Annotated in this window: 14 protein-coding genes; 11 read left to right on the forward strand and 3 right to left on the reverse strand. The window is 69.8% G+C overall.

Going from position 1 to position 22914, the window contains the following annotated elements:
- Entirely contained in the window at positions 1-1431 is a 1431-nt protein-coding gene (gene cysS, locus AB0M51_RS26365) for a cysteine--tRNA ligase (protein WP_344200092.1), read from the reverse strand.
- Between the two features lie 74 nt (positions 1432-1505).
- Between cysS and AB0M51_RS26370 the strand changes: the two genes are divergently transcribed.
- The 4 genes from AB0M51_RS26370 to AB0M51_RS26385 all read left to right on the forward strand — a co-directional run bounded on the left by AB0M51_RS26370 (position 1506) and on the right by AB0M51_RS26385 (position 5522).
- Complete coding sequence (locus AB0M51_RS26370; RefSeq protein ID WP_363750924.1) at positions 1506-2735, forward strand: neutral zinc metallopeptidase; 1230 nt, start codon at positions 1506-1508, stop codon at positions 2733-2735.
- Positions 2736-2838: 103 nt separating this feature from the next.
- Positions 2839-3657 carry a lysozyme gene (locus tag AB0M51_RS26375; RefSeq protein ID WP_344200098.1) on the forward strand — a complete coding sequence of 273 codons (819 nt, stop codon included), beginning with the start codon at positions 2839-2841 and terminating at the stop codon, positions 3655-3657.
- 31 nt (positions 3658-3688) lie between these two features.
- Positions 3689-4246: a GNAT family N-acetyltransferase gene (locus tag AB0M51_RS26380; protein ID WP_344200101.1), complete on the forward strand. Its 558-nt coding sequence runs from the start codon at positions 3689-3691 to the stop codon at positions 4244-4246.
- Between the two features lie 10 nt (positions 4247-4256).
- On the forward strand, positions 4257-5522 hold the full coding sequence (locus AB0M51_RS26385; RefSeq protein WP_344200104.1) for a peptidase C39 family protein: 1266 nt from the start codon (positions 4257-4259) through the stop codon (positions 5520-5522).
- A 54-nt stretch (positions 5523-5576) separates the two neighbouring features.
- Here the strand turns inward: AB0M51_RS26385 and AB0M51_RS26390 are convergent, their stop codons facing one another.
- Positions 5577-7280: a DUF2207 domain-containing protein gene (locus AB0M51_RS26390; RefSeq protein ID WP_344200107.1), complete on the reverse strand. Its 1704-nt coding sequence runs from the start codon at positions 7278-7280 to the stop codon at positions 5577-5579.
- A gap of 130 nt (positions 7281-7410) precedes the next feature.
- Here AB0M51_RS26390 and AB0M51_RS26395 point away from each other — a divergent pair, with 130 nt between their 5' ends.
- Both AB0M51_RS26395 and AB0M51_RS26400 read left to right on the forward strand, forming a co-directional pair.
- Positions 7411-8652: a neutral zinc metallopeptidase gene (locus AB0M51_RS26395; protein WP_363750927.1), complete on the forward strand. Its 1242-nt coding sequence runs from the start codon at positions 7411-7413 to the stop codon at positions 8650-8652.
- Between the two features lie 2451 nt (positions 8653-11103).
- Positions 11104-12018, forward strand: coding sequence for a neutral zinc metallopeptidase (locus tag AB0M51_RS26400; RefSeq protein WP_344200113.1), 915 nt, complete (start codon positions 11104-11106; stop codon positions 12016-12018).
- A gap of 58 nt (positions 12019-12076) precedes the next feature.
- Here the strand turns inward: AB0M51_RS26400 and AB0M51_RS26405 are convergent, their stop codons facing one another.
- Positions 12077-13795, reverse strand: coding sequence for a DUF2207 domain-containing protein (locus AB0M51_RS26405; RefSeq protein ID WP_363750930.1), 1719 nt, complete (start codon positions 13793-13795; stop codon positions 12077-12079).
- Between the two features lie 208 nt (positions 13796-14003).
- On the opposite strand from AB0M51_RS26405, the gene AB0M51_RS26410 reads away from it, so the two are divergent.
- The 5 genes from AB0M51_RS26410 to AB0M51_RS26430 all read left to right on the forward strand — a co-directional run bounded on the left by AB0M51_RS26410 (position 14004) and on the right by AB0M51_RS26430 (position 22911).
- Positions 14004-14969 carry a neutral zinc metallopeptidase gene (locus AB0M51_RS26410; RefSeq protein ID WP_344200118.1) on the forward strand — a complete coding sequence of 322 codons (966 nt, stop codon included), beginning with the start codon at positions 14004-14006 and terminating at the stop codon, positions 14967-14969.
- A complete protein-coding gene (locus tag AB0M51_RS26415; RefSeq protein WP_344200121.1) occupies positions 14966-16753 on the forward strand; it encodes a protein kinase in 1788 nt (595 codons plus the stop codon). Before AB0M51_RS26410 ends, AB0M51_RS26415 begins: the two co-directional genes overlap by 4 nt.
- A 2-nt stretch (positions 16754-16755) precedes the next feature.
- Positions 16756-17529, forward strand: a complete 774-nt coding sequence (locus tag AB0M51_RS26420) for a hypothetical protein (protein WP_344200124.1) — start codon at positions 16756-16758, stop codon at positions 17527-17529.
- Between the two features lie 160 nt (positions 17530-17689).
- Complete coding sequence (locus AB0M51_RS26425; RefSeq protein ID WP_363750933.1) at positions 17690-21613, forward strand: Pls/PosA family non-ribosomal peptide synthetase; 3924 nt, start codon at positions 17690-17692, stop codon at positions 21611-21613.
- Entirely contained in the window at positions 21613-22911 is a 1299-nt protein-coding gene (locus tag AB0M51_RS26430) for a M1 family metallopeptidase (RefSeq protein WP_344200130.1), read from the forward strand. The genes AB0M51_RS26425 and AB0M51_RS26430 overlap by 1 nt, the downstream gene beginning before the upstream one ends.
- The last annotated feature ends 3 nt before the right edge of the window (positions 22912-22914 follow it).

The raw sequence follows: 22914 nt of genomic DNA on the forward strand, positions 1-22914 counted from the left end.
TCAGTTTCCTTCTGTAGATGTAGATGCGAGGGACCATCGCGGCCCCTGGGGGGTGTCCTCGACGACGACGCCGAGCGCCTTCAGCCGGTCGCGCACCGCGTCGGCGGCGGCGTAGTCCTTGCGCTCCCGGGCGGCCTGGCGCTGCTCGAGCAGCGCCTTCACGAGGCCGTCGACGACCTCGGTCAGCTCGTCGCTGCCGCCGGTGCGCGACACCCACGGCTCGGCCAGCGGGTCCAGCCCGAGCACGCCGAGCATCCCGCGCACCGATGCGAGCGCTTCACGCAACGCCTCGGAGTCGCCGTCGGCGACCAGCTTGTTGCCGTCCCGCACGGTGTTGTGCAGCACCGCGATCGCGGCCGGCGTCCCCAGGTCGTCGTCCATCGCGGCGACGAAGTCCGACGGCAGCCCGGCCGCCGGCTCGACGCCGCCGGTCACCTCGGTGGCCCGGTCGACGAACCCCTCGAGCCGCTGGAAGCTCTTCGCCGCCTCCTCGAGCGCCTCGAACGAGAACTCGACGACCGACCGGTAGTGCGACTGCACGAGGTAGTAGCGCAGCTCGATCGGGCGCACCCGCTCCACCACGTTCCGCACGACGGCGCTGTTGCCCATCGACTTCGACATCTTCTCGCCGGCCGTGGTGACCAGCGCGTTGTGCATCCAGAACCGGGCGAACTTCTGCCCGACCGCGGTCGACTGGGCGAGCTCGTTCTCGTGGTGCGGGAACCGCAGGTCCAGCCCGCCGCCGTGGATGTCGAACTCGTCGCCGAGGTACTTCCCGGCCATCGCGGAGCACTCCAGGTGCCAGCCCGGGCGGCCACGGCCCCACGGGGTCGGCCAGGAGGCCGTCCGCGGCGTGCCCTCGACGTACCCCTTCCAGAGCGCGAAGTCGCGGGGGTCGCGCTTGCCGCGCGGGTCGGCGTCCTCGGCGGCCTCCATGTCGTCGATCTTCTGGTGCGAGAGCGCGCCGTACTCCGGCCAGGAGCGGACGTCGAAGTAGACGTCGCCGGACCCGTCGGGCGCGACGTACGCGTGGCCGCGGTCGATCAGCTGCTCGATCAGCTCGAGCATCTCCGGGATGTGACCGGTGGCGCGCGGCTCGTACGTCGGCGGGCGGCAGCCGAGCACGTCGTACGCCCAGTGCAACTCGCGCTCGAACTCGTAGGCGTGCGCCCACCACGGGACGCCGCGCTCGGCCGACTTGGCGAGGATCTTGTCCTCGATGTCGGTCACGTTCGCGATCACGGTGACCTCGAACCCGGAGCGCTCCAGCCAGCGGCGCAGGACGTCGAAGACCACTTCCTTGTAGATGTGCCCGACATGCGGGGCACCCTGCACCGTCAGCCCACAGTGGTAGATCCCGACCTTGCCCGGGTGGACCGGTTCGAAATCCCTCACTGCTGCCGTTGCGGTGTCGTACAAGCGAAGTGTCACCGGTCAAGGGTAACGGGAAGTGGCACCGGTCCTTGACAAGATATCCACAGCACATCTCCGGGAGGACGGGTCAGTTGTCGAACCAAGGGCCGTACGGGCCGCCACCAGGGCAGTACCCACCGCCACAGCAGTACCCCAACCCCGGTCCGCCGCAGCAGTACGCCGGTCCCCCGCAGCAGTACGCCGGTCCTCCGCAGCAGTACGCCGGTCCTCCGCAGTACCCGGGCGGACCGCAGTACGGCCCGCCGCCCGGCCCGCCGAACTGGGGACCGCCGCAAGGCCCGGGATTCGGGTTCTCCCCGCCGCCACCGAGGAAGAAGAGCAAAGCCCCCTTCATCGTCGTACCGCTCGTGCTGCTGTTCGGCGCCGTCGGCCTGTTCGTGGTGAGCTCGATCCTCAAGCACAACGGCGACGACACCACCACGCAGCCGGAGCCGGCCACGTCCGCGTACCCGACCGAGCCCGCGACGACCTCCGCCCCGGCGACCACCCGCCCGACGCAGCCGGCCCGCACCACCACCACGACCCGGACCACCCAGCCGACGCAGACCCACACCACTGCCGCCCCGCCGTCGGACAACGTCATGGTGACGAAGAACCGGATCTACAAGGCCGGCGTCATGAAGTCGGTGAACTGCCGTGAGCCGGGGTCCCGCCCGACCAGCCTCACGAACGCGCGCAAGTACTACGCCACGGTCCTGATCTGCCTCGACCGCTTCTGGCCGGGCCAGGTGAAGGCCGCCGGCGGCCGCTTCCGGCCGCCGAACCTGATGATCTTCTCCGGCTCGGCGACCAGCCCGTGCGGCGGAGGCGTCGGCGCCGGGATCTCGTTCTACTGCCCGACGAACCAGATGATCTACATGGAGGCCGGCAGCGACGTCACGTTCTGGCGGAAGAACGGCAACGTCTCGTACCAGAGCGACTGGGTGCGGATGAAGATGGCCGACACGGTGGCCCACGAGTTCGGGCACCACGTGCAGAACATGGTCGGCATCCTGACCGCGTCCTGGAACCTCCGGTACGCGTCGTCGCAGACCAAGGCGCTGGAGATCAGCCGCCGGACGGAGCTGCAGGCCAGCTGTTTCGGCAACGTGTTCCTGGGCGCCAACCGGTCCAGCTTCGGGATCAGCGGTGACAAGCGGTACCAGCTGCAGTGGCTGCACTCGCACCAGGGCGACGAGTACGGCGTCCAGCCCGACCACGGCAGCCGCGCCGTGTACCCGATCTGGACCAACGCCGGCTGGACCAGCCGGAGCCCGTCGTCCTGCAACACCTTCACCGCGCCCGCGTCGTACGTGCGGTAAATGATCACCAAACACAAGGTGTAAAGGGTTGATTTCCTCCGAAGCCGGGTAATACCTCCGCTGAGCGCTTTGTCCGCCCCTCATATCGCTCTGGAGGAGAACCGTGAAGTCCGCCCTTTTCACGGGTGCCGCCGTGACTCTTGGCCTGCTCTTGGCCTCGGTCGGCTCCGCCCAAGCAAGCCCCGCACCACAGCCCACCGCGCAGGCCCGCCAGCACGGCATCACCAAAGCCGGCGAGGCCTACATGGGCTGGACGCAGAACAAGACCACCACCAGCACCGCAGCCTCGCCGATGAGCACGACGGCGGTTGTCGAGGGCATCGACGTCGCCAGCTACCAGGGCAACGTCAACTGGACGTACTGGTGGGGTCAAGGCAAGCGATTCGCGTACGTGAAGGCCACCGAAGGCACGTCGTACAAGAACCCGTACTTCGCCCAGCAGTACAACGGCTCGTACAACGTCGGCATGATCCGCGGTGCATACCACTTCGCCACCCCGAACACGTCCAGCGGCGCTACCCAGGCGGGCTACTTCGCCAGTAGCGGCGGCGGGTGGTCCAAGGACGGCAAGACGCTGCCGGGTGCGCTCGACATCGAGTACAACCCGTACGGCGCCACCTGCTACGGACTCAGCCAGGCCTCGATGGTGAGCTGGATCCGCGACTTCCTCAACACCTACAAGTCCCGGACCGGACGCGACGCGGTGATCTACACCAACTACAACTGGTGGAGCACCTGCACCGGCAACAGCACCGCGTTCAACGCGACCAACCCGCTCTGGGTTGCGCGCTACTCGTCCACCGTGGGCACGCTGCCGGGTGGCTGGCCGTTCTACACCTTCTGGCAGTACACGTCGTCGCCGCTCGACCAGAGCCACTTCAACGGCGACTACAGCCGCCTGCAGGCGTTGGCCAACGGCTAATCGGGTTGCGACGGTCGAATAGTCTCGATCGGTGAGCTACTCGCTGCCGATCGAGACCGACCGCCTGACCCTTCGACGCTACGTCGAGAACGACTACGACGACCTGCTCAGGCTGCAGTCCAACCCGGACGTCACCCGGTTCCTGCTGTACGACGTACGGACGCCCGAGCAGGTCAAGGAGGCCCTCACCGGCCGGTTGGCCGATGTCCCGATGGATGCTGACGGTCAAGCGCTCACCGTCGCAGTGATCCTGCGGGACACCGGCCGGCACCTCGGCGAGGTCACGCTGTTCCTGAACAGCACCGAACAGCGGACCGGCGAGATCGGGTACGTCTTCCATCCCGAGTCGCACGGCCACGGGTACGCCGCGGAGGCCTCCGTCGAACTGCTGCGCCTCGGGTTCGAGGAGCTCGGCCTGCATCGCGTCATCGCCCGGCTGGACGCCCGCAACACGGGCTCGGTGAAGCTGTTGCAGCGCCTCGGGCTGCGTCAGGAGGCGCACTTCGTGCAGAACGAGTACCTGAAGGGCGAGTGGACCGATGAACTGGTTTTCGCGATGCTCTACAGCGAGTGGGACGACCGCTCGTAAAGTTCTTACCGTGGGGCTCGGGGTGGTCGTGCTCAGCGCCGGCGCCTTGCCGAGCCAGGCCGTGAAGGTCGCTCCGGCACGCGAGATCGCCTACCGGAGCTGGACGTCGACCGCGGACTTCCTGGCCGGCCAACAGCTCGGCACCACGGTCGCCGACGGTGCGCTCACGTTCGGCACGTCGACCGGCACCGCGTCGTACGTCGACCCGTTCGGCGACGGCACCGCGAAGTCGTACGACCGGACCAGCTGGGTGTCGCCGCAGGTCAGCACCGGATTCGGGCTGACCGAGCTGGTCGCGTCCTGGAACGCCAGCACCCCGCCCGGCACCTGGGTCGAGGTGTCGATGGCCGGCGTCACGGACACCGGCACCACGACCAAGTGGTACGTGATGGGACGCTGGTCGGGCGGCGACGACACGACCGCCGGCGACATCCACCGTACGTCGGTACCGAACCAGGGCGACGCGGACGGATCCGTTGCCGTCGACACCTTCCAGGCCGCGACCGGCAAGTGGCTGGACCGCTGGCAGTTGAAGGTCACGCTGTACCGGCTGAGCGGGACGACCCAGGCCCCGGTGGTGCGGTCCGTCGGCGCGATGGCGTCGGCGCTGCCGTCCGACAAGAAGGTTGCCGCGAGCCCCCTCGGCGGCGCGGAAGGCGTCGTACTGAACGTTCCGACGTACTCGCAGGAGACGCACATCGGCCAGTACCCGCAGTGGGACGGCGGTGGTGAGGCCTGGTGCTCGGCGACCTCGACCGCGATGGTGCTGGACTACTGGGGCGCCGGTCCGACCGCGGCCGAGACCGCGTGGGTGGATCCGTCGTACACCGACCCGCAGGTGGACCACTCGGCGCGTTCGGTGTTCGACTACGCGTACGACGGGGCCGGCAACTGGCCGTTCAACACGGCGTACGCCGGCTCCCGCGGGCTGGACGCGTTCGTGACGCGGCTGCGGTCGCTGACCGAGGCGGAGCAGTTCATCAAGGCCGGGATCCCGTTGATCGCGTCGCTGTCGTTCAAGAAGGGCGACCTGCCCGGCGCGGGGTACGGAACGAACGGGCACCTGATGGTGATCGTCGGGTTCGACCAGGCCGGCAACGTGGTCGTCAACGATCCGGCGTCGCATCTGATCGCCAGCAACGACCAGGTGCGGACGACGTACGATCGGGCGGCGTTCGAGAACGCGTGGGTGCCGCACTCCGGTGGGTTGGTCTACGTGGTGCACCCGGAAGGTACGGCGCTGCCGGCGCCATCCGATCCGCAACACAACTGGTGAGACGACAGAGCCCGCCACGCCGGGGCGGCGTGGCGGGCTCTGTTCTTACCGGCGTCAGCGGGCGAAGAGTGCGCCTGTCAGGTTCGTCGTGAGGTTGCGGAGCGAGTCCGGCAGGTACTGCAGGTGCCAGCCGCCTGGGCCGCGGTACCACGGGAAGCCCTCGTCCTCCACGCCCGGCGTGGAGTCGGTCGCGACCAGTGCGTCGATCCAGCGGTCCGAGCCGCCGAGCACGACGGCGTACGGCAGCGCCCGCGAGCACAGGTCGACCGCCTGGTCGGCCGGAAGCTCGCTGACGTCCATCTCCAGCAGCTCACCGCGGATCGCGGCGACCTGGCCGAGGACGCGGCCGGCGGCCGGGGACTTGGCCGGCATGTAGCGGCCGATCACCAGCAGACCGACACCGACCAGCGTGATCGCGATCCCGAGCAGACCCCACGTCGACAGCAGCGCCAGCAGTACGGTCGCGATCACCCCGACGACGGTGGTCCCGATCCCGATCGTCGCCCACAGCGAACGGGTCCGGTCCGGGCGCTCGGTGAACCAGCCGCGCTTCACGACACCGTCGTACAGCGCGTCCTGGACCTGCTCGAGGCCGGCGCGGACCTGCTTGCCGAGCTCCGACACCAGCACCGAGTCGGCGTCGCCGAAGATCGCCCGGACCAGGACGTTCTCGTAGCGGTGCAGCTCCTCGGCCGGCGCGTTCGCGACCCGGCGCAGCTCCCAGTCGCCGCGGGCGTACTCGCTGCGCTTGTCCAGCTCGATGATCGTGATGTGGCCGCGGACCGCGAGGTCGATGATCGTCGCGGTCACGTCGACCGGGTCGATGCGCTCGTCGATCAGCGTGCCGACCTCACCCGGCCGCAGGTCGGACGGCGGCGTGAAGTCGATCCGCGCGTCGGTGCCCAGGCTGAACAGCGACGCCGGTACGACGCGCCGCGGGTCCACCTGGTCGCGGCCGCGGAGGCGGTACAGCACGCCCAGCGCGATCGCGCCGAGCAGCAGCACCAGCAGCGCGGTGATCAGCTGCGCGGCGTCGGTGGAGAAGGCGCGCTTGAAGGTGTGCCGGTACTCGACGATCGTGTTCGCCGCGATCTGGTCCTTCGGGAACCCGACGATCATCCGGACCGTGTTACCCGGCGGCAGCGCGGTCTGCTTGAACGTCGGGCCGGAGGTCTCGCCGATCTGCGCCAGCGAACACGGGACGTTGCTGTTCACCGGCCCGGCGAAACAGGCCACGTGCGTCACGTCCGGGACGCTGAAGACCGTGTTCACCTCCTGGATCGGGATGCTGATCCCGGTCAGCGGGGCGAACTGCACCTCGGTGCCGTCCAGCGTCTTCGACACCGCGCCCTTCACGGTGTACGTGAAGTCGAGCTCCGTCGTACTGCTGGTCACGTCCGGGACCGCGATCGACGTGACGTCGCCGTCCGTCTTCACCTCGGTCTTCTTGTCCTGGCCGCCGGCCTTGACCTGCAGGTCGCCGATCTCCTGGACGTGATCGATGTCGTTGTCCAGGTGGTCACGAGTCACGACGAACCGGGTGAAGGTCCCGTTCACGTTGCTCAGCTTCCAGGTCTCCGAAACCCGGAGCAGGCCGTCGCGCTCGACCCGGACCTGACTGTCGTAGTTGGTGACCACCGGGTCGGCGGTCGCGCTGCTTCCGGCAGCTGCACCGGTCCCGGCCGCGCCCGCGGGGACAGCGGACAGGCCGAGCAGGCCGAGGGCACACAGGGATAGCCCGAGGAGACGTAGACGCATCGCCCAATCACACCGTAGAGAGAGGGTCAGGTTGACACCGGGCACCCTAGCGTCCGCCGGGTGTCAGGTACGCAACGGGGCACCCTGACCGCTGCCGAAGTTGAGCCCGCACTCCGGTAGCGTCAACGGGGTGTCAGGCAACCAATGGGGACCACCGCCCGGTCAGCAGTACCCACCGCAGCAGCCACCGCAACCGTGGCAGCAGGCGCCTGGGTACGGCGGAACACCGCCGCCTGGACGGCCCCCGCAAGGGGTACCTGGTTACCCAGGGCAACCATTTCCGGGGCAGCCGTACCACGGACCGGGACAGCCGCAGCAACAGTTCGGCTGGGGCGCCGCGCCCGGCGGACCACGGCCACCGAAGAAGAAGGGCCGCGGCCCGCTGATCGCCGTACTGGTGCTCCTCGGGGTGCTCGTGATCGGCAGTACGGCGCTCAAGGCGATCTCGTCGGCGCTGAAGCACGACAGCGACCCCACGTCGGAGCCGAGCATCACGACGACGTACAGCCCGACCGAGCCGACCGAACCGACCGAGGCACCGTCGACGCGAGGTGAGCCGACCACGACGCAGTCGACTACCCGGCCGACCCGTCCGACGGCCAGCCGGCAGACGACGACCACGGCGAAGCCGACCACCAACCCCGGCCCGTCGGACAGCGACCTGGTCGTGAAGAACGCCCTGTACAAGGCCGGTGTGATGTCTTCGGTGCACTGCAGGGAGGCCAGCGCACGGCCTAGCAGCGCAGCCGGCGCCAGGGCGAACTACAAGAACCTGCTGGGCTGCCTGAACAAGGCCTGGGCGCCGATGGTCGCCAAGGCCGGCGGACGGTTCCGGGCGCCGCACGTGATCACGTTCAGCGGGTCGGTGTCGTCGCCGTGCGGCACCCATATGGACACGAACCCGCCGTTCTTCTGCGGTACCAACGACACCATCTACATGAACCTCACCGAGGACACCGGCAACTACAACCGCTACCCGCAGAGCTACCAGAAGGTGTGGGCGCGGATGTGGATGCTGCACCAGATGGCCCACGAGTACGGGCACCACGTCCAGAACAACATGGGCATCCTGCAGGCGTACGCGCGGATCCGGTACGAGCGGCCGAACTACGCGATGGAACTCCAGGACAGCCGGCGGCTCGAACTCCAGGCCTCCTGCTTCTCGGACATCTTCATCGGCGCGAACAAGAGCAGCTACCCCGTCACCGGGCAGTCGCAGGTCCAGTGGCGCTGGCTGATCGGCCACGTCACCGACCTGAACAACGACCACGGCGACGCCAACAACCACCAGTACTGGGCGCTCCGCGGCTACAACGCCCGCGACCCACGCGTCTGCAACACCTGGTCCGCGTCAGCCGGCAAGGTCCAGTGAGAGCACGGTCCGGTCACTCCTGCGAACCGACTGGCCGAACTAGCTAGCCTGGTTGGTCGGGATCCCGCAGAGTATGTGCCGGGGAGGCGGCGTCGGCGCCCCACCAACGAGCTACGCCGAGCAAGGTCGTGAGGAGCATCGATGTCGGACAACTGGAACCAGCCCCCGGGGAGCGACCCGGCTGAACCCCAGCCGGACCGCCCACAGGAGCCCGTTCCTGACCACCCCACAACCCCAGCCACACCCGACCAGGGCACCCCTGGCACGGGCAGCGCAGACACGGGCAACCCCGGTCGAGGCGCGGGCGGTCCTGGCGCGGGCGGTCCCGGCGCGGGCGGACCCGGCGGCGTGGGCGGTTCTCGCGTGGGCGGTTCTCGCGTGGGCGGTTCTCGCGTGGGCGGTTCTCGCGCGGGCGGTCCCGGCGCGGGCGCGTCCGGCCCGGACGGGCCTGGCAACTACGGCCCCGTTCGGAACAGCTCCGGCGCACCCGGCCAGTACGACCCCAACACCGGCAACCCCGGCGCGGGCGGTCCTGGCACGGGCAGTGCGAGCTCCCGCGGTCCGGGCGGGCCCAGCGGCTCGGGCTCGGGTAGCTCGGGCTCGGGTGGCCCCGGCTCCGGCTCCGGTGGCTCCGGCTCCGGTGGGTACGGCGTACAGGGTCCGCGGCAGGGCGACTCGGGGAAGCCGGGGTCCGGGGAGAGTTGGTTCTCCCGGCGTGGACCTGAGGCGAGTGGTCCGGGTACGGCTGGCCAGGACGGGCCTGGCGGTTCCAGTGGCTCCGGTGGTTCCAGCGGCGGGCAAGGGTCGTCCGGTGGGTGGTTCGGGACGCGGGACAACGACCGCGGTCCGCAGGCACCTGCTTCCGGTGAACAGCCGGCTGGTGGTGACGGGCAGCCGTCTAGTTGGTGGAGTGGCGACAACCAGGCCAAGCGCGAGTTCCAGAGCCCGGGTCAGCCCGACACCCCCGCCAACAACTGGTTCGACGGCGGCTGGGAGCCCAGCCGACGGGAACACCCGGACCAACCGGTCACCAACCAACCCCCCAGCAGCCAAGCCGGCTCCCGCCCAGCGCCAGGCGCGGGCCAGCCCACCCCGGGCCGGCCCACACCAGGCCAGCACGCCCCCGGCCAGCCCGGCTCCGGTCAACCTGGCGCCGGTCACCCCGGCCAAGGTCAACCCGGCCAAGGTCAACCCGGCTCCGGACACTTCACCCCTGGCCAGCCCGGCCCGAGCCAGTTCGGCGCTGGTCAGTCCGGCACGGGGCAGTCCGGCACGGGGCAGGGTGGGTCTGGGCAGGGCGGTGGTCAGACCGGGTGGGGTCAGTCGGGGGCGAGCGACGTCGGCTCCAACCAGTCTCGGTCCGGCGCTGGGCAGGGTGGGGCGTCGGAGGCTTGGCAGTCGAATCCGGACTGGGCTCCGTCGACGCCGTCCTGGTCACAGGCCGAACCGGAGTCGGGTGAGTCTGCTTCGGCCACGTCTGAGCTGTGGCAGCCGAACCAGGGGCAGTCCGGGACGAGCAGCCCCGATCCGTGGCAGCCGCGGCCGTCCTGGTCCGAGCCGCCCGAGTCCGGCGCAGGTCAGCCGCAGGACGGTTCATCCACCTCCGGTACGTCGTCCAGCAGCACGTCCGGTACTTCGTCTACCGGCGGCTCACGTACGTCGGACAGCGGCGCGGCGGGTGCTACGCCCGACGGCCCTACTCCGGGCGGATCCGCACACGGCTCCTCGCAGGCCGGGGGTTCGCGTGCGGGCGGCGGTCAGGGTGGTGGCTCCCAGGGGGAGGTGGGGGGCTCTTGGGGAAGTCAGTCCTGGACCTTGCAGGCCGGTGGGCGTGGGGGGTCCGGGCAGTCGGAGTCGAGTGCTTGGCAGGCTGCGCCTTCGCAGCAGGAGCCTCGGCAGCAGGCCGGGCCGCATTCTGAGGGGTCTTATCTGTGGGGGGCGCAGGGCGAGCAGGAGCAGCAGCCGGCCTCGCCGTGGAGTAATGCGTTGCCGCCTCAGAACCAGCAGGGCGGCGGGCGGCACTCCGCGGCGCAGGGCGGTCAGGCTGGGCAGGGCGGTCAGGCTGGGCAGGCTGGGCAGGCTGGGCAGGCTGGGCAGGCTGGGCAGGCTGGGCAGGCTGGGCAGGGCGGATGGTCGGGCCAGGCCGGATGGGCCGGGCAGTCCGGGCCGTCAGGACCGGGCGGGCAGGGGTCTCACGCCGGTCCCGGCGCTCCGGGCGGGCACGGTGGTCCCGGTGGTCCCGGTGGTCCCGGTGGTCCCGGTGGTCCCGGTGGTCCTGGGGGGCACAGTGGGCAGGCTGGGCACGGGGGGCAGGCCGGGCACGGGGGGCAGGCCGGGCATGGGGGGCAGATTGGGCCTATGGGGCAGCCTGTGCAGCAGGCGCCTACGTGGCAGTATCCGCCGATTCCTATTCCGCAGCCGCCCGGTGGGCGTCGGCGGAAGAAGAAGAGGTTGACCCGGCCGCTGCTGATCGGGCTGGTCGCGCTGGCGGTGCTGGTGCTGGGGACCGGGATCACGTTGATCGTGCGCAGTGTCGGTGGTGGGGACGCGGAGGCGAAGCAGACGCCGACGGCGCCCGCCTCGGAGACGCCTTCGCCGACGCCGTCCCCCACCCCGTCGTCGCCGTCGCCGTCCACGCCGCGTGGGCCGACGGTGGACGAGGTGGTGAAGGCGAGCCCGCTCTACAGCATCGGGCCGGTGGCTGCGTCGAAGTGTGTGGAGCCCGCATGGGCACCGGCGACCGTCGCGGCCGACCAGCAGTACTACAACCGGTTGCTGCTCTGCATGGGCCGCACCTGGTGGCTGGCGATGAAGAAGGGCAACCTGCCGTTCCGCAACCCGAAGGCAGTCGTCTACGTGGGCAAGCTGTCGTCGCCGTGCGGGATGCAGCGCAGCGTACGGGCGGCGTACTGCCTGGCGAACGAGACCATCTACCTGCCGTTCACGGTCGACAACGTGAACTACACGAAGAACCCGGTCTACTCCCGGGCGATCATGCTGAACACGTTCGCCCACGAGTACGGGCACCACGTGCAGAAGCTGACCGGGATCCTGGCCTCGTCGATGACGCGGCAGAAGAGCATGAACCCGACCCAGCAGCTGACCGAGAGCCGGCGTCGTGAGCTCCAGGCGACCTGTCTCGGATCGGTCTACCTCGGCGCGAACGCGAAGTTCATCCCGATGTCCGGCCCGTTGCTGGCGAACTGGAAGCTGCTGATCGCGCACATGGGCGACGACTACGCCGTGCCGCGCGGGCACGACCACGGCAACCGGGTCAGCAACTACCAGTGGTCGATCGCGGGCTACAACGGCAAGCAGCCCAACTCCTGCAACACCTTCACCGCCGCACCTGTCCGGGTCAACTGACCCTCGGACATGACAAGAGCCGGCCCGTCACCACGACGGGCCGGCTCTTTGCCGTAACTCAGCCGAACAGCCGCCGCGCGTTGCTCAGCGAGCCGCCGAACGAGGTGACGAAGTTGCTCAGCGACTCCCCGATGTTCGACAGGTGCCAGTTCTCCGGGCCGGAGTACCAGCCGATGCCCTCGTCGGGGTCGTCGTCGTCATCGGTGGCCGCGATCTCCAGCGCCCACTTCTCGGTCAGCCCGAGTACGGCGGCGTACGGCAGACACCGGGACGCGAACTCGAGCCGACTGCCCTCCGGCAGGTCCGCCGAGGTCTCGTTGGCCAGGTAGTGCTGCAGACCGAACACCCGGCCGAGTACGGCGGCACCGCGGGCGGTACGGGCCGGTGCGGCCTGGCCGACCAGTGCGAGCACCAGCCCGGCCGCCATCACCGCGAAACCGACCAAGGCGAACTTGCTGACGATGGCGAGCACGATCGTCAGTACGACGCCCGCACCGAGCAGCACCACGCCCGCCGTGGTCCAGCGGTTCCGCACGGCGTCCGGGCGGTTGGCGAACCAGCCCTGCGTGACGACGTCGGAGTACAGCTGCTCCCGGACCAGGTTCAGCCGCGGCCGCAGCGAGTGGCCGAGGTTCGACACCAGTACGGAGTCCCCGTCCGCGAACACCGCGTCCAGCAGCGCCTTCTCGTACGCGAGCAGCTCCGGCCCGCCCGGGTGCAGCCGCTTGAGCTCCCAGTCCAGCTTGCCGAAGTGCGAGTCCCGCGGCTGCTCGACGATCGTCAGGTAGTTGCGGACGGCAAGGTCCAGCAGGGTCGCAGTGATGTCGACGATGTCGGCCGACTCGTCCACCACGGTGCCGACCTGACCCGGGCGGATGCCGTCCGGCGCGGCGAACTGCGGCCCCTCGGCGCCGTCGAGCACCGGGCGCTCCGGCGTACCGTCCCCGACCTTGGCGGCGTCCCGGCCGCGGAAGAACCAGAGACCGACCGCGCCGAGCAGCCCGAGGCCGAACACCAGGATCGCGAGCCCGCCGGTGGTCGAGTCGACGGTGAACGCCCGGCTGAGCGACCACGGCGTCGCGTACTTCGCGTTCGGCTGCACCGTGGCCTGGTCGCTCAGCCCGGTCAGGAACGTCACCCGGCCGGCCGCCGGTACCCCGTTCTGCTGGATCTCCAGCTCGGCGGACTCCCCCAGCTGGGACGTCGTACACGGCATGCTCGAACCGGTGCGGCCGGCGAAGCAGGTCACCCATGTCGCGAACGGGACGCTGATGTTCAGCTTGGCCTGCGGGATCGACACGCCGAAGCCCTGCACGACCGGCCAGCTCACCTCGCGGCCGTCGACCGAGTCGGCGACCACGTTGTCCACGGTGTAGTTGTAGACGATCTGCGACTTCCCGGAGACGTTCAGCGTGAGCTTGCGGCCGTCGTCGACGCTCTGGTTCTGGAAGCCCTGCGCGGGCTGACCGTTGACCGTCGCGGACACGTCTTTGATCTCGTACGTCCGGTCCCGCTCGGCGTCGGCCCGGACCCGGGTGGCCAGCGTCCGGCTGAACGTCGTACCGCCGGCGGCCACGTCCACGGTCTCCTTGACCTGCAGCTGACCGTCCTTGGTCAGGGTCGCGTCCGCGGTGTACGCCGTGATCTGGTCGTCCGCGGTCACAGTGGCCACAGAGGCCTGGGCGGACATCGGGCTCAGGGCAACGAACAGGCCGGCGACCGGGGCGGTCAGGGAGATCAGGAGGGCAGCCGGAAGGAGGCGGCGCTTCGGTGACATGGGTCGAGGGTAGTCTCGTGCCGGTTCGTGCAGCGAACCCGACAGTCCGCGTGACCCGACCACAGGGAGGCCAACAGCTGTGAGCAGCCCGTACGGCTACGGTGGCCAGCAACAGGGCCGGCCGCTGGGCCCGCCGCCTGGTGTCCTCCCGCCGCCGCAGTCCGCGCCGTGGCCCCCGCAACAGGGTCAAGCCCCGCACCAAGGTCAGATGCAGGGCCAGCCGTACGGCGGTCAAGGCCACTTCAACGGGTTCCAGCCGCCACCCCGCCGGGACAGCTCGTTCCGGCTGGTGCTGCTCGGGTTCTCCCTGCTGGTGGTGATCGGTATCGCGGCGGCGATCATGGCCGTCGTGCTGTGGACCGGAGGCAGCACGTCCACCGCCTCCGGGCCGGTGGAGCCCAAGGTGAGCGGTCCGTCGATCGTGCCGACGCCGACCACCAACCCGGAGAAGGGAACCGCGGAGGACTTCCTGCTGAACGCGGACGTCTATCGGACCGGCCCGCTGACGGAGCAGAACTGCAAGTCGGCCGACCTCGGCAACGGTGGCCTGGCCGCGCAGAAGGTGTACTACCAGCGTCTCTTCAAGTGCCTGAACGACGCCTGGCGCCCGGTCTTCCACGAACTCGGGCAGGACAAGCCGGACCCCGGGCTGGTCGTTTTCGACAAGCCCGTGCAGACCGCGTGCGGGAACTTCGAGCCGCTGTCCGGAAGGGTCCTGGCCTTCTACTGCTACGGCAACCAGGTCATGTACGTCGACGTGAAGCAGATGGACAAGGCTTTCGGTCCCAAGGAAGACCTGGCCTACCTGATGACGATCGCGCACGAGTACGGGCATCACGTGCAGGGCGTGACCGGATTGTTCTACGCACGGGCGGCGTACTTGCAGGACCACCCGGACCAGAAGCTGGAGAGCTCGCGGCGGAACGAGTTGCAGGCGTCCTGTTTCGGCGGTGTGTTCAGCCGGGCCGTGGCGAAGTCGTACCCGTTGACCGATCGGCTGGACGAGTTCAAGGAGCAGTCCAGCAACAGCTTCGGTGAGTCGCCGGACACGCCGGAGGACGAGCGTACGCACGGTCTCGCGACCAGCCAGGGGTTCTGGATCCAGAACGGCTTCAACATCGGCGCGAACAAGGCCTGTGACACCTTCGCGGTATCGGCGGACCTGGTGAAGTGACCGGCCGCCTGATCGGGGGGCGCTACCTCTTGGGGGAACCGCTCGGCTCGGGCGGTATGGGCTCGGTCTGGCGTGCCCACGACCAGCAGCTGGACCGTACGGTCGCGCTCAAACGGGCGCACCCCGGTGTGGACGACCAGGACGGGCGGCGCCTGCGTCGCGAAGCCCGCACAGGTGCCCGGCTGCACGATCCGCATGTGGTGACGATCTTCGACGTCGTCTCGGACGGGGACGAGCACTGGCTGGTGCTGGAGTATCTGCCGTCGCGGAGCCTGGCCGAGCTGGGGACGTTGCCGGTCGGCGAGGTGGCGCGGATCGGCGCGCAGATCGCGTCCGCGCTACGAGCGGTGCACGCGGCCGGAATCATCCACCGGGATCTGAAACCGGCGAACGTGCTGGTCACCGCGGACGGTACGGCGAAGCTCGCGGACTTCGGGATCTCGCAGCGGTTGTGGGCGGAGGCGACACTGACCGACAGCGCGTCGGTCGGTACGCCGACCCACCTCGCGCCGGAAGTAGCCAACGGCAACGATCCCACGCCGGCGTCCGACGTGTTCTCGCTGGGCGCCGTGCTCTACAGCGCATTGGAGGGCCATTCGCCGTTCGGCGACGACCCGAACCCCTTGGCGGTACTGCGACGCTCGGCCCGCGGCGAGGTCGAGCCGCTCCGGCACGGCGGCGAGCTGACTCCGCTCATCACCCGCATGCTCGCCGTGGACCCGGCGGAACGGCCGACCGTCGACCAGGTGGTCCAGCAACTGGGCGGTACGACGCCGGCGCCGGACCGTCGCCGCAAACGCTGGGCAATCCCCGCAGCCGCCGCAGGCGTCGCCGTAGTAGCAGTGATGGGCGTACTGATCGGAAAGGCCGTCTCAGAGCCCTCAAAACCCTCAAGCGCACCGACAACCACCACCTCGTCGACACCGCCAACAGCTGCAGCCACCAGCCCGGTAGGTGACCCGCTGACCGTCGACCCGTGCTCGTTGATCGACGAAGCCTCACTGACGCGGTTCGGCCAGACGACGCTGGAGCCGGCCTACGGGAACTTCGACCGATGCGACGTGATCGTGACCGGCAACGGCGACCAGGAGGCCGACGTACGGGCAGAGCTGAATCTGCCCGGCACAGTGCCGGCGAGAGGCGACGTGCAGAAGTTCTCCGGCAACCTGCGGACTGTGACCAGGGTGAAGTCCGGCGGTGACGACTGCGAGCGGGTACTGGTGCTGTCCGACCGTACGCAGATCCAGGTGGTGGCCAAGCACACGCACGGGTCAGGGATGAACGTGTGCGGGATGGCGGATGCCGTTACGCAGAAGGCGATCGACGTACTGCAAGCAGGCCCGGTCCCCCGCCGTTCGACGCCGTTGCCGGCCAACTCGCTGGCACACGTGAACGCATGCACGTTGCTGGACAGCAAAGCGCTCAAGCTGATCCCCGGTGTCGACGCATCCCAGCCGGACAGGTCGTTCGGCAACTGGAGATGCGGCTGGGACAGTACGACGACCGACCTCGAGGTGGACCTGTACTTCGACCGGGACCAGCCGGGCTCGACAGACGGCCAGCCGCTGAAGGTGGGCGGGCGGTCCGCGATCCTGTCGAACGAGAACGACGGCCCGGATACCTGCGCCGTGGTGATCGTCTTCCGGGAGTACGTCGACGCGAACGGGCAGGACCAGGACGAACTGGTGACGATGTCCGTCGCCGGTACGGCGAAACCCGGCACGCTGTGCGGGCTCGCGACGAAGCTGGCCGAGGCGGCCGCCCCGAAGCTCCCGAAGGCGTGACGATGGAGCCGATCCGCAGACTCCCGCAGGACCAGCGCAGCCTGGCAAGCGGCGTACCCGACGCCGTCCCCGGCACCGTCTTCGTGCTGAGCGTCGAGGGCGGTGTCAGCGCCGACCCCGGCGCGCACCGGACCATCCTGTTCGGGCGGAACCGTGCAGAGGTTCACGTCTCGGTCGGAGAGGACGACCAGCGCGTCAGCCGCATGCACGGATCGATCAGCTATCGGGGCGGTCAGTGGTGGGTCGCGGTGACCGGGCGGCTGCCTGTGCGGTTCCCGCGCGAGCAGATGCTGTTCGGCGGCGAGGACCCGATGCCGCTCGCCGCCGGCTACACGCCGCTGTTCGTCCAGGGTTCCAGCGGCCGCGAGCACCTCTTGCAGGTGTACGTCGTCGGCGAGAGCGGCAGCCGGCCCGTACTTCGGCCGCGCGACCCCACGCAGCCCCCGCGCACCTGGCAGCTGTCACCACAAGAGAAGCTCGCCCTGATCGTGGTCGGCCAGCGGTACCTCTTGCACGACCTGCACCCGCTGCCGCTCTCCTGGCGGCAGGCCGCCGACCAACTGGCGGAACTCCGGCCCGACGAGAACTGGACGGGCAAGCGGGTCGAGCACCTGGTGTCGAACGTACGCACCCGGCTGTCGCGGGACGGCGTACCGGGACTGACCCGGGAGGAGGTCGGCGAGCCTGTCGGCAATGCGTTGAACGACAACCTGTTCCGGACGCTGCTGCTGACCACCACGCTGGTCCCGCGGGACCTCGACGTACTGGACGACTGAGCTCGGGAGGGGTCCCCGGCGACCGGACTTAGCTTCGCCGCATGACCAAGAAACGCGACAACGCAGTCAACGTTCCGGTGTAGCTCAAGCGGTTGATGGACGCACCCACGTGTTTGCTTCGGGTTATCCAACTGGTAACTGAGCGGCGTATTATCCGCGCGTGACGTTGCGACGCGGGGAGTTGGCGACTGCCGCGCGGACGCTGGTGGACGTCCTCGAGGAGACAGCCGACCGGTACGCCGACGAGCCGGCGTTGGACGACGGCAGCGTCAGCCTCAGCTATCGCGAGCTGCTGGTGCACACCGGCAGGTTCGCGGCCCGGCTGACGGCGGCGGGAATCGGTCCGGGCGACCGGGTCGGGATCCGGATATCCTCCGGCCACAACGACCTGTACGTGGCGATCCTCGGCACCTTGCAGGCCGGCGCGGCGTACGTGCCGGTGGACGCCGACGACCCGGAGGAACGCGCCGAACTGGTCTTCGGCGAGGCCGATGTCGCGGCAACGGTCGGCGACGACCTGACGCTCACGCTGACCCGCCCGCAGCCGGACCCGATCGACAACGACGCGGCCAACGGCGCCTTCGACTACCCGTACTCCGCGCGGATGGACTCCTCGAGTACGACGGAATCCAGGCGGACCGGCCCGGAGCCCGGCGACGACGCGTGGATCATCTTCACCTCGGGCTCGACCGGCGTACCGAAAGGGGTCGCGGTCACGCACCGCTCTGCCGCCGCGTTCGTGGACGCCGAGGCCCGGTTGTTCCTGCAGGACGAGCCGATCGGCCCGGACGACCGGGTGCTGGCCGGCCTGTCGGTGGCGTTCGACGCGTCCTGCGAGGAGATGTGGCTGGCCTGGCGGCACGGCGCTTGCCTGGTCCCGGCGCCGCGCAGCCTGGTCCGGACCGGCATGGACCTCGGCCCGTGGCTGGTCGCCCAGGGAATCACCGTGGTCTCGACCGTGCCGACCCTGGCGGCGCTCTGGCCGGCCGACGCGCTGGACCAGGTCCGGCTGCTGATCTTCGGCGGCGAGGCCTGCCCGCCGGAGCTGGCCGAGCGGCTCGCGATCGACGGCCGCGAGGTCTGGAACACGTACGGCCCGACCGAGGCGACCGTGGTCGCGTGTGCCGCGCAGCTCACCGGCCAGGGTCCGGTCCGGATCGGTCTCCCGCTGGACGGCTGGGACCTCGCGGTAGTAGATGCTGCAGGCAACGAAGTCGCCGACGGCGAGATCGGCGAACTGATCATCGGCGGCGTCGGTCTGGCCCGGTACCTCGACCCGGTCAAGGACGCGGAGAAGTTCGCGCCGCTGCCGACGCTCGGCTGGGACCGCGCGTACCGCAGCGGCGACCTGGTGAGGTCGGACCCGCTCGGCCTGCTGTTCCAGGGCCGCGCCGACGAGCAGGTGAAGCTCGGCGGCCGCCGGATCGAGCTCGGCGAGGTCGACGCCGCCCTCCAGGCGCTGCCGGGGGTGACCGGCGCCGCGGCCGCCGTACGGAACAGTGCCGCCGGCAACCAGCTCCTCGTCGGGTACGTCGTACCGGAGGATCCGGACGCGTTCGACAACGCGAAGGCCACCGAACGACTCCGGGAGGCGCTGCCCGCGGCGCTCGTACCGCTGCTCGCGATCGTCGACACGCTGCCGACCCGGACGTCCGGCAAGGTCGACCGGAATGCCCTGCCCTGGCCGCTGCCCGGAATGGACGGCGACGGCCCGGCGGCCGAGCTCAGCGGTACGGCGGGCTGGCTGGCGGAGCGCTGGACGAAGGTGCTCGGTGCCAAGGTCACCGGACCCGACAACGACTTCTTCCTGCACGGCGGCGGCAGCCTCGCCGCGGCGCAGCTGGTGTCGGCGCTGCGCGAGCAGTACCCCGAGGTGACGGTCGGCGACATCTACGAGTACCCGCGGCTCGGGGCGCTCGCGGAGCGGCTCGACGACTTCCAGCCGGCAGCGCAGGAGCCCGTCGAGCTGCGCGAGATCCGGCCGACGCCGCGCGGCACCCAGCTGTTGCAGACCGCGCTCACGCTGATCCTGCAGACCGTCGTCGGCGTCCGCTGGCTGGTCTACCTGTTCACGCTGAACAACCTGCTCGCCGCGCTGATCGACCCGTTGCCGTGGGCGCGGACCGTGTCCTGGTGGTGGATCCTGGCCGGCTGGCTGATCCTGATCAGCCCGGCGGGCCGGATGGGCATCGCGGTGGTCGGCGCCCGGATTCTGCTGCGAGGCCTCGAGCCAGGGACATACCCCCGCGGCGGCAACGTCCACGTCCGGCTCTGGGCCGCCGAGAACCTGGCCGACGCGGCCGGCGCCGCGAACCTCGCCGGCGCGCCCTGGATCACGTACTACGCCCGTGCGCTCGGCGCGAAGATCGGCCGCGGCGTCGACCTGCACACGCTCCCGCCGATCACCGGCATGCTCACGATGGGCCGTGGCGCGTCGATCGAGCCCGAGGTCGACCTGGCCGGCTACTGGACCGACGGCGACCAACTGCACGTCGGCCCGGTGGCGGTCGGCGCCGAGGCCGTGGTCGGCTCCCGCAGCACGCTGCTCCCGGGTGCCGAGATCGGCCGGAACGCCGAGATCATGGCCGGCTCCGCGGTCTCCGGCGAGGTCCCGGCCAACGAGCGCTGGTCCGGCTCACCCGCGACCCGGATCAGCCGCGCCCGGCACCCGTGGCCGGACCACCGGCCCAATCGCGCGCCCTGGTGGGTGGCGGCGTACGGCGCCCAGTCCGCGCTGATGTCGCTGATCCCGGTGGCCGGTGCCGTGGCCGCGTTCGCCGTCCTCGGCCACGCGCTGCGGGGCACCTCGGACCTCCAGGAAGCGGCGCTGCACGCGTTGGCCGCCGTCCCGCTGATGACAGTGGTCGGTTTCGCGACGATCGCCGTACTGACGCTGATCGGCGTCCGGTTGCTCGGGATCGGCATCAAGCCCGGCCACTACCCGGTCCGCAGCCGGATCGGCTGGCAGGTCTGGGCGACGGAACGTCTCCTGGACTCGGCCCGCACGCTGCTGTTCCCGCTGTACGCGAGCCTGCTGACGCCGTGGTGGCTGCGGGCGCTCGGCGCCAGGATCGGCCGCGACGTCGAGGCGTCGACGGTGCTGCTGCTGCCGAAGATGACCACGGTCGGTGAGGGCGCGTTCCTGGCCGACGACACGATGATCGCCTCGTACGAACTGGGCGGCGGCTGGCTGCACGTGGCCGGCGCGAAGGTCGGCAAGCGCGCGTTCCTGGGCAACTCCGGGATGACCGCGCCGGGGCGGTCAGTGCCGAAGAACGGCCTGGTCGCGGTGCTGTCGGCGGCGCCGAAGAAATCCAAGGCCGGTACGTCGTGGCTCGGCTCCCCGCCGGTGAAGCTCCGCCGGCAGGCCGTCTCGGGCGACCAGAGCCGCACCTACAACCCGCCGTACAAGCTGAAGGTGCTCCGCGCGCTGGTCGAGCTGTGCCGGTTCGTGCCGATGATGTGCACGGTGCTGATCGCGCTCGGTGTGCTGTTCGGGCTGCAGGCGCTGGACATCTGGCTCGGCCCTTGGCTCGCCGTCCTGCTCTCCGGCGTGGTGATCCTGGCCGCGGGCGCGGTCGCGGGCGGGATGGCGACGGTCGCGAAATGGCTGATCGTCGGCCGCACCCGCGCCGTCGAGTACCCGCTGTGGAGTTCCTTCGTGTGGCGCAACGAAGTCGTCGACAGCTTCGTCGAGCTGGTCGCGGCGCCCTGGTTCGCGAACGCCGCCGCCGGTACGCCGGTGCTCAACCTGTGGCTGCGGTCACTCGGAGCGAAGATCGGCAAGGGCGTCTGGTGCGAGACGTACTGGTTGCCGGAGGCGGACCTGATCACCCTGGGCGACGGTGCCACGGTGAATCGCGGTTGTGTGCTGCAGACGCACCTTTTTCATGATCGAGTTCTCTCCATGAACACAGTCACCTTCGGGCCCGGGGCAACCCTCGGGCCGCACGGCATCGTCCTCCCGGCCGCCGGCGTAGGAGCAGGCGCTACCATCGGCCCGGTGTCTCTTGTCATGCGTGGTGAAGGTGTTCCAGCGGGTACGGGCTGGGCTGGGAACCCGATCGCTCCCTGGCAGGGCTGATGGTTGACCGTTATGTGCCTTCCCACGGAAACCCCGGCTACAAGGTCGAGTCGTACGACCTGGAGCTGGACTACCGGGTCAACAGCAACCGGCTGAGCGGCAAGGCGACGATCACCGCGTTCGCCACCGAGCCGCTGACCCGCTTCAGCCTGGACCTGTCCGGGCTCCGGGCGTCGAAGGTCGCGGTGAACGGCCGCCGTCCGCAGCGCTTCACCCAGCGCGCCGGCAAGCTCTACGTCACCGCGCCGATCCCGGACGGCGCCGAGTTCTCGGTCGACATCCAGTACAACGGGAACCCGAAGCCCGAGGACAGCCCGTGGGGCGAGCTCGGCTGGGACGAACTCACCGAGGGCGTGATCGTCGCCAGCCAGCCGAGCGGCGCGGCCACCTGGTTCCCGTGCAACGACCACCCCGGCGACAAGGCGCACTACCGGATCTCGATCACCACGGATTCGCCGTACCAGGTGGTCGCGAACGGGCGGCTGGTGTCCCGGCGGGTGAAGGCCAGCCGGACGACCTGGGTGTTCGACCAGGCGGCGCCGATGGCGACGTACCTCGCGACCGTGCAGATCGGGCGGTACGACGAGGTCGATCTGGCCGCGTCCCCGGTGTCGATCCGGGGGGTGCTGCCGGGCGGGCAGATCCGCGAGTTCCGGCACGACTTCGGGCGCCAGCAGGACATGATGAAGCTGTTCTGCCGGCTGTTCGGGCCGTACCCGTTCGGCGGGTACACGGTCGTGGTGACCGACGACCCGCTGGAGATCCCGCTGGAGGCGCAGGGCATCTCGGTGTTCGGCAGCAACCACGTGGACGGGCGGCGCGGCTCCGAGCGGCTGGTCGCGCACGAGCTGGCGCACCAGTGGTTCGGCAACAGCCTGACCCCGTCGAACTGGCAGCACATCTGGCTGAACGAAGGCTTCGCTTGTTACGCCGAGTGGTTGTGGTCGGAGGAGTCCGGCGGGCTGACCGCGGACCAGCAGGTCGCGAAGGCGCACAGCCGGTTGAAGGGCCTGGATCAGGACCTGCTGCTGTCGGACCCGGGTCCGGAGCTGATGTTCGACGACCGGCTCTACAAGCGCGGCGCGATCACCCTGCATGTGCTGCGGAAACACCTCGGCGACGACGCGTTCTTCGAACTGCTCCGCACCTGGACGAAGACGCACCGGCACGGATCCGTGAGTACGGCGCAGTTCATCGCGCTGGCAACGACGTTCAGCCCCGACGAGGACGCGCTGCGGCAACTCTTCGCCGCGTGGCTGGACGCCTACGAGTTACCGTCGCTGCCTCGGAGGCGTTGATCG

The organism is Kribbella sp. NPDC051137 (genome assembly GCF_040682535.1).
Taxonomy (GTDB): Bacteria; Actinomycetota; Actinomycetes; order Propionibacteriales; family Kribbellaceae; genus Kribbella; species Kribbella karoonensis.

Bases quoted from the DNA above. Each gene is read 5' to 3' on its own strand.
- AB0M51_RS26390 (WP_344200107.1), bottom strand. From the start codon at position 7,280: ATGCGTCTACGTCTCCTCGGGCTATCCCTGTGTGCCCTCGGCCTGCTC.
- AB0M51_RS26405 (WP_363750930.1), bottom strand. From the start codon at position 13,795: ATGTCACCGAAGCGCCGCCTCCTTCCGGCTGCCCTCCTGATCTCCCTG.
- AB0M51_RS26410 (WP_344200118.1), top strand. From the start codon at position 14,004: ATGCAGGGCCAGCCGTACGGCGGTCAAGGCCACTTCAACGGGTTCCAG.
- AB0M51_RS26420 (WP_344200124.1), top strand. From the start codon at position 16,756: ATGGAGCCGATCCGCAGACTCCCGCAGGACCAGCGCAGCCTGGCAAGC.
- AB0M51_RS26430 (WP_344200130.1), top strand. From the start codon at position 21,613: ATGGTTGACCGTTATGTGCCTTCCCACGGAAACCCCGGCTACAAGGTC.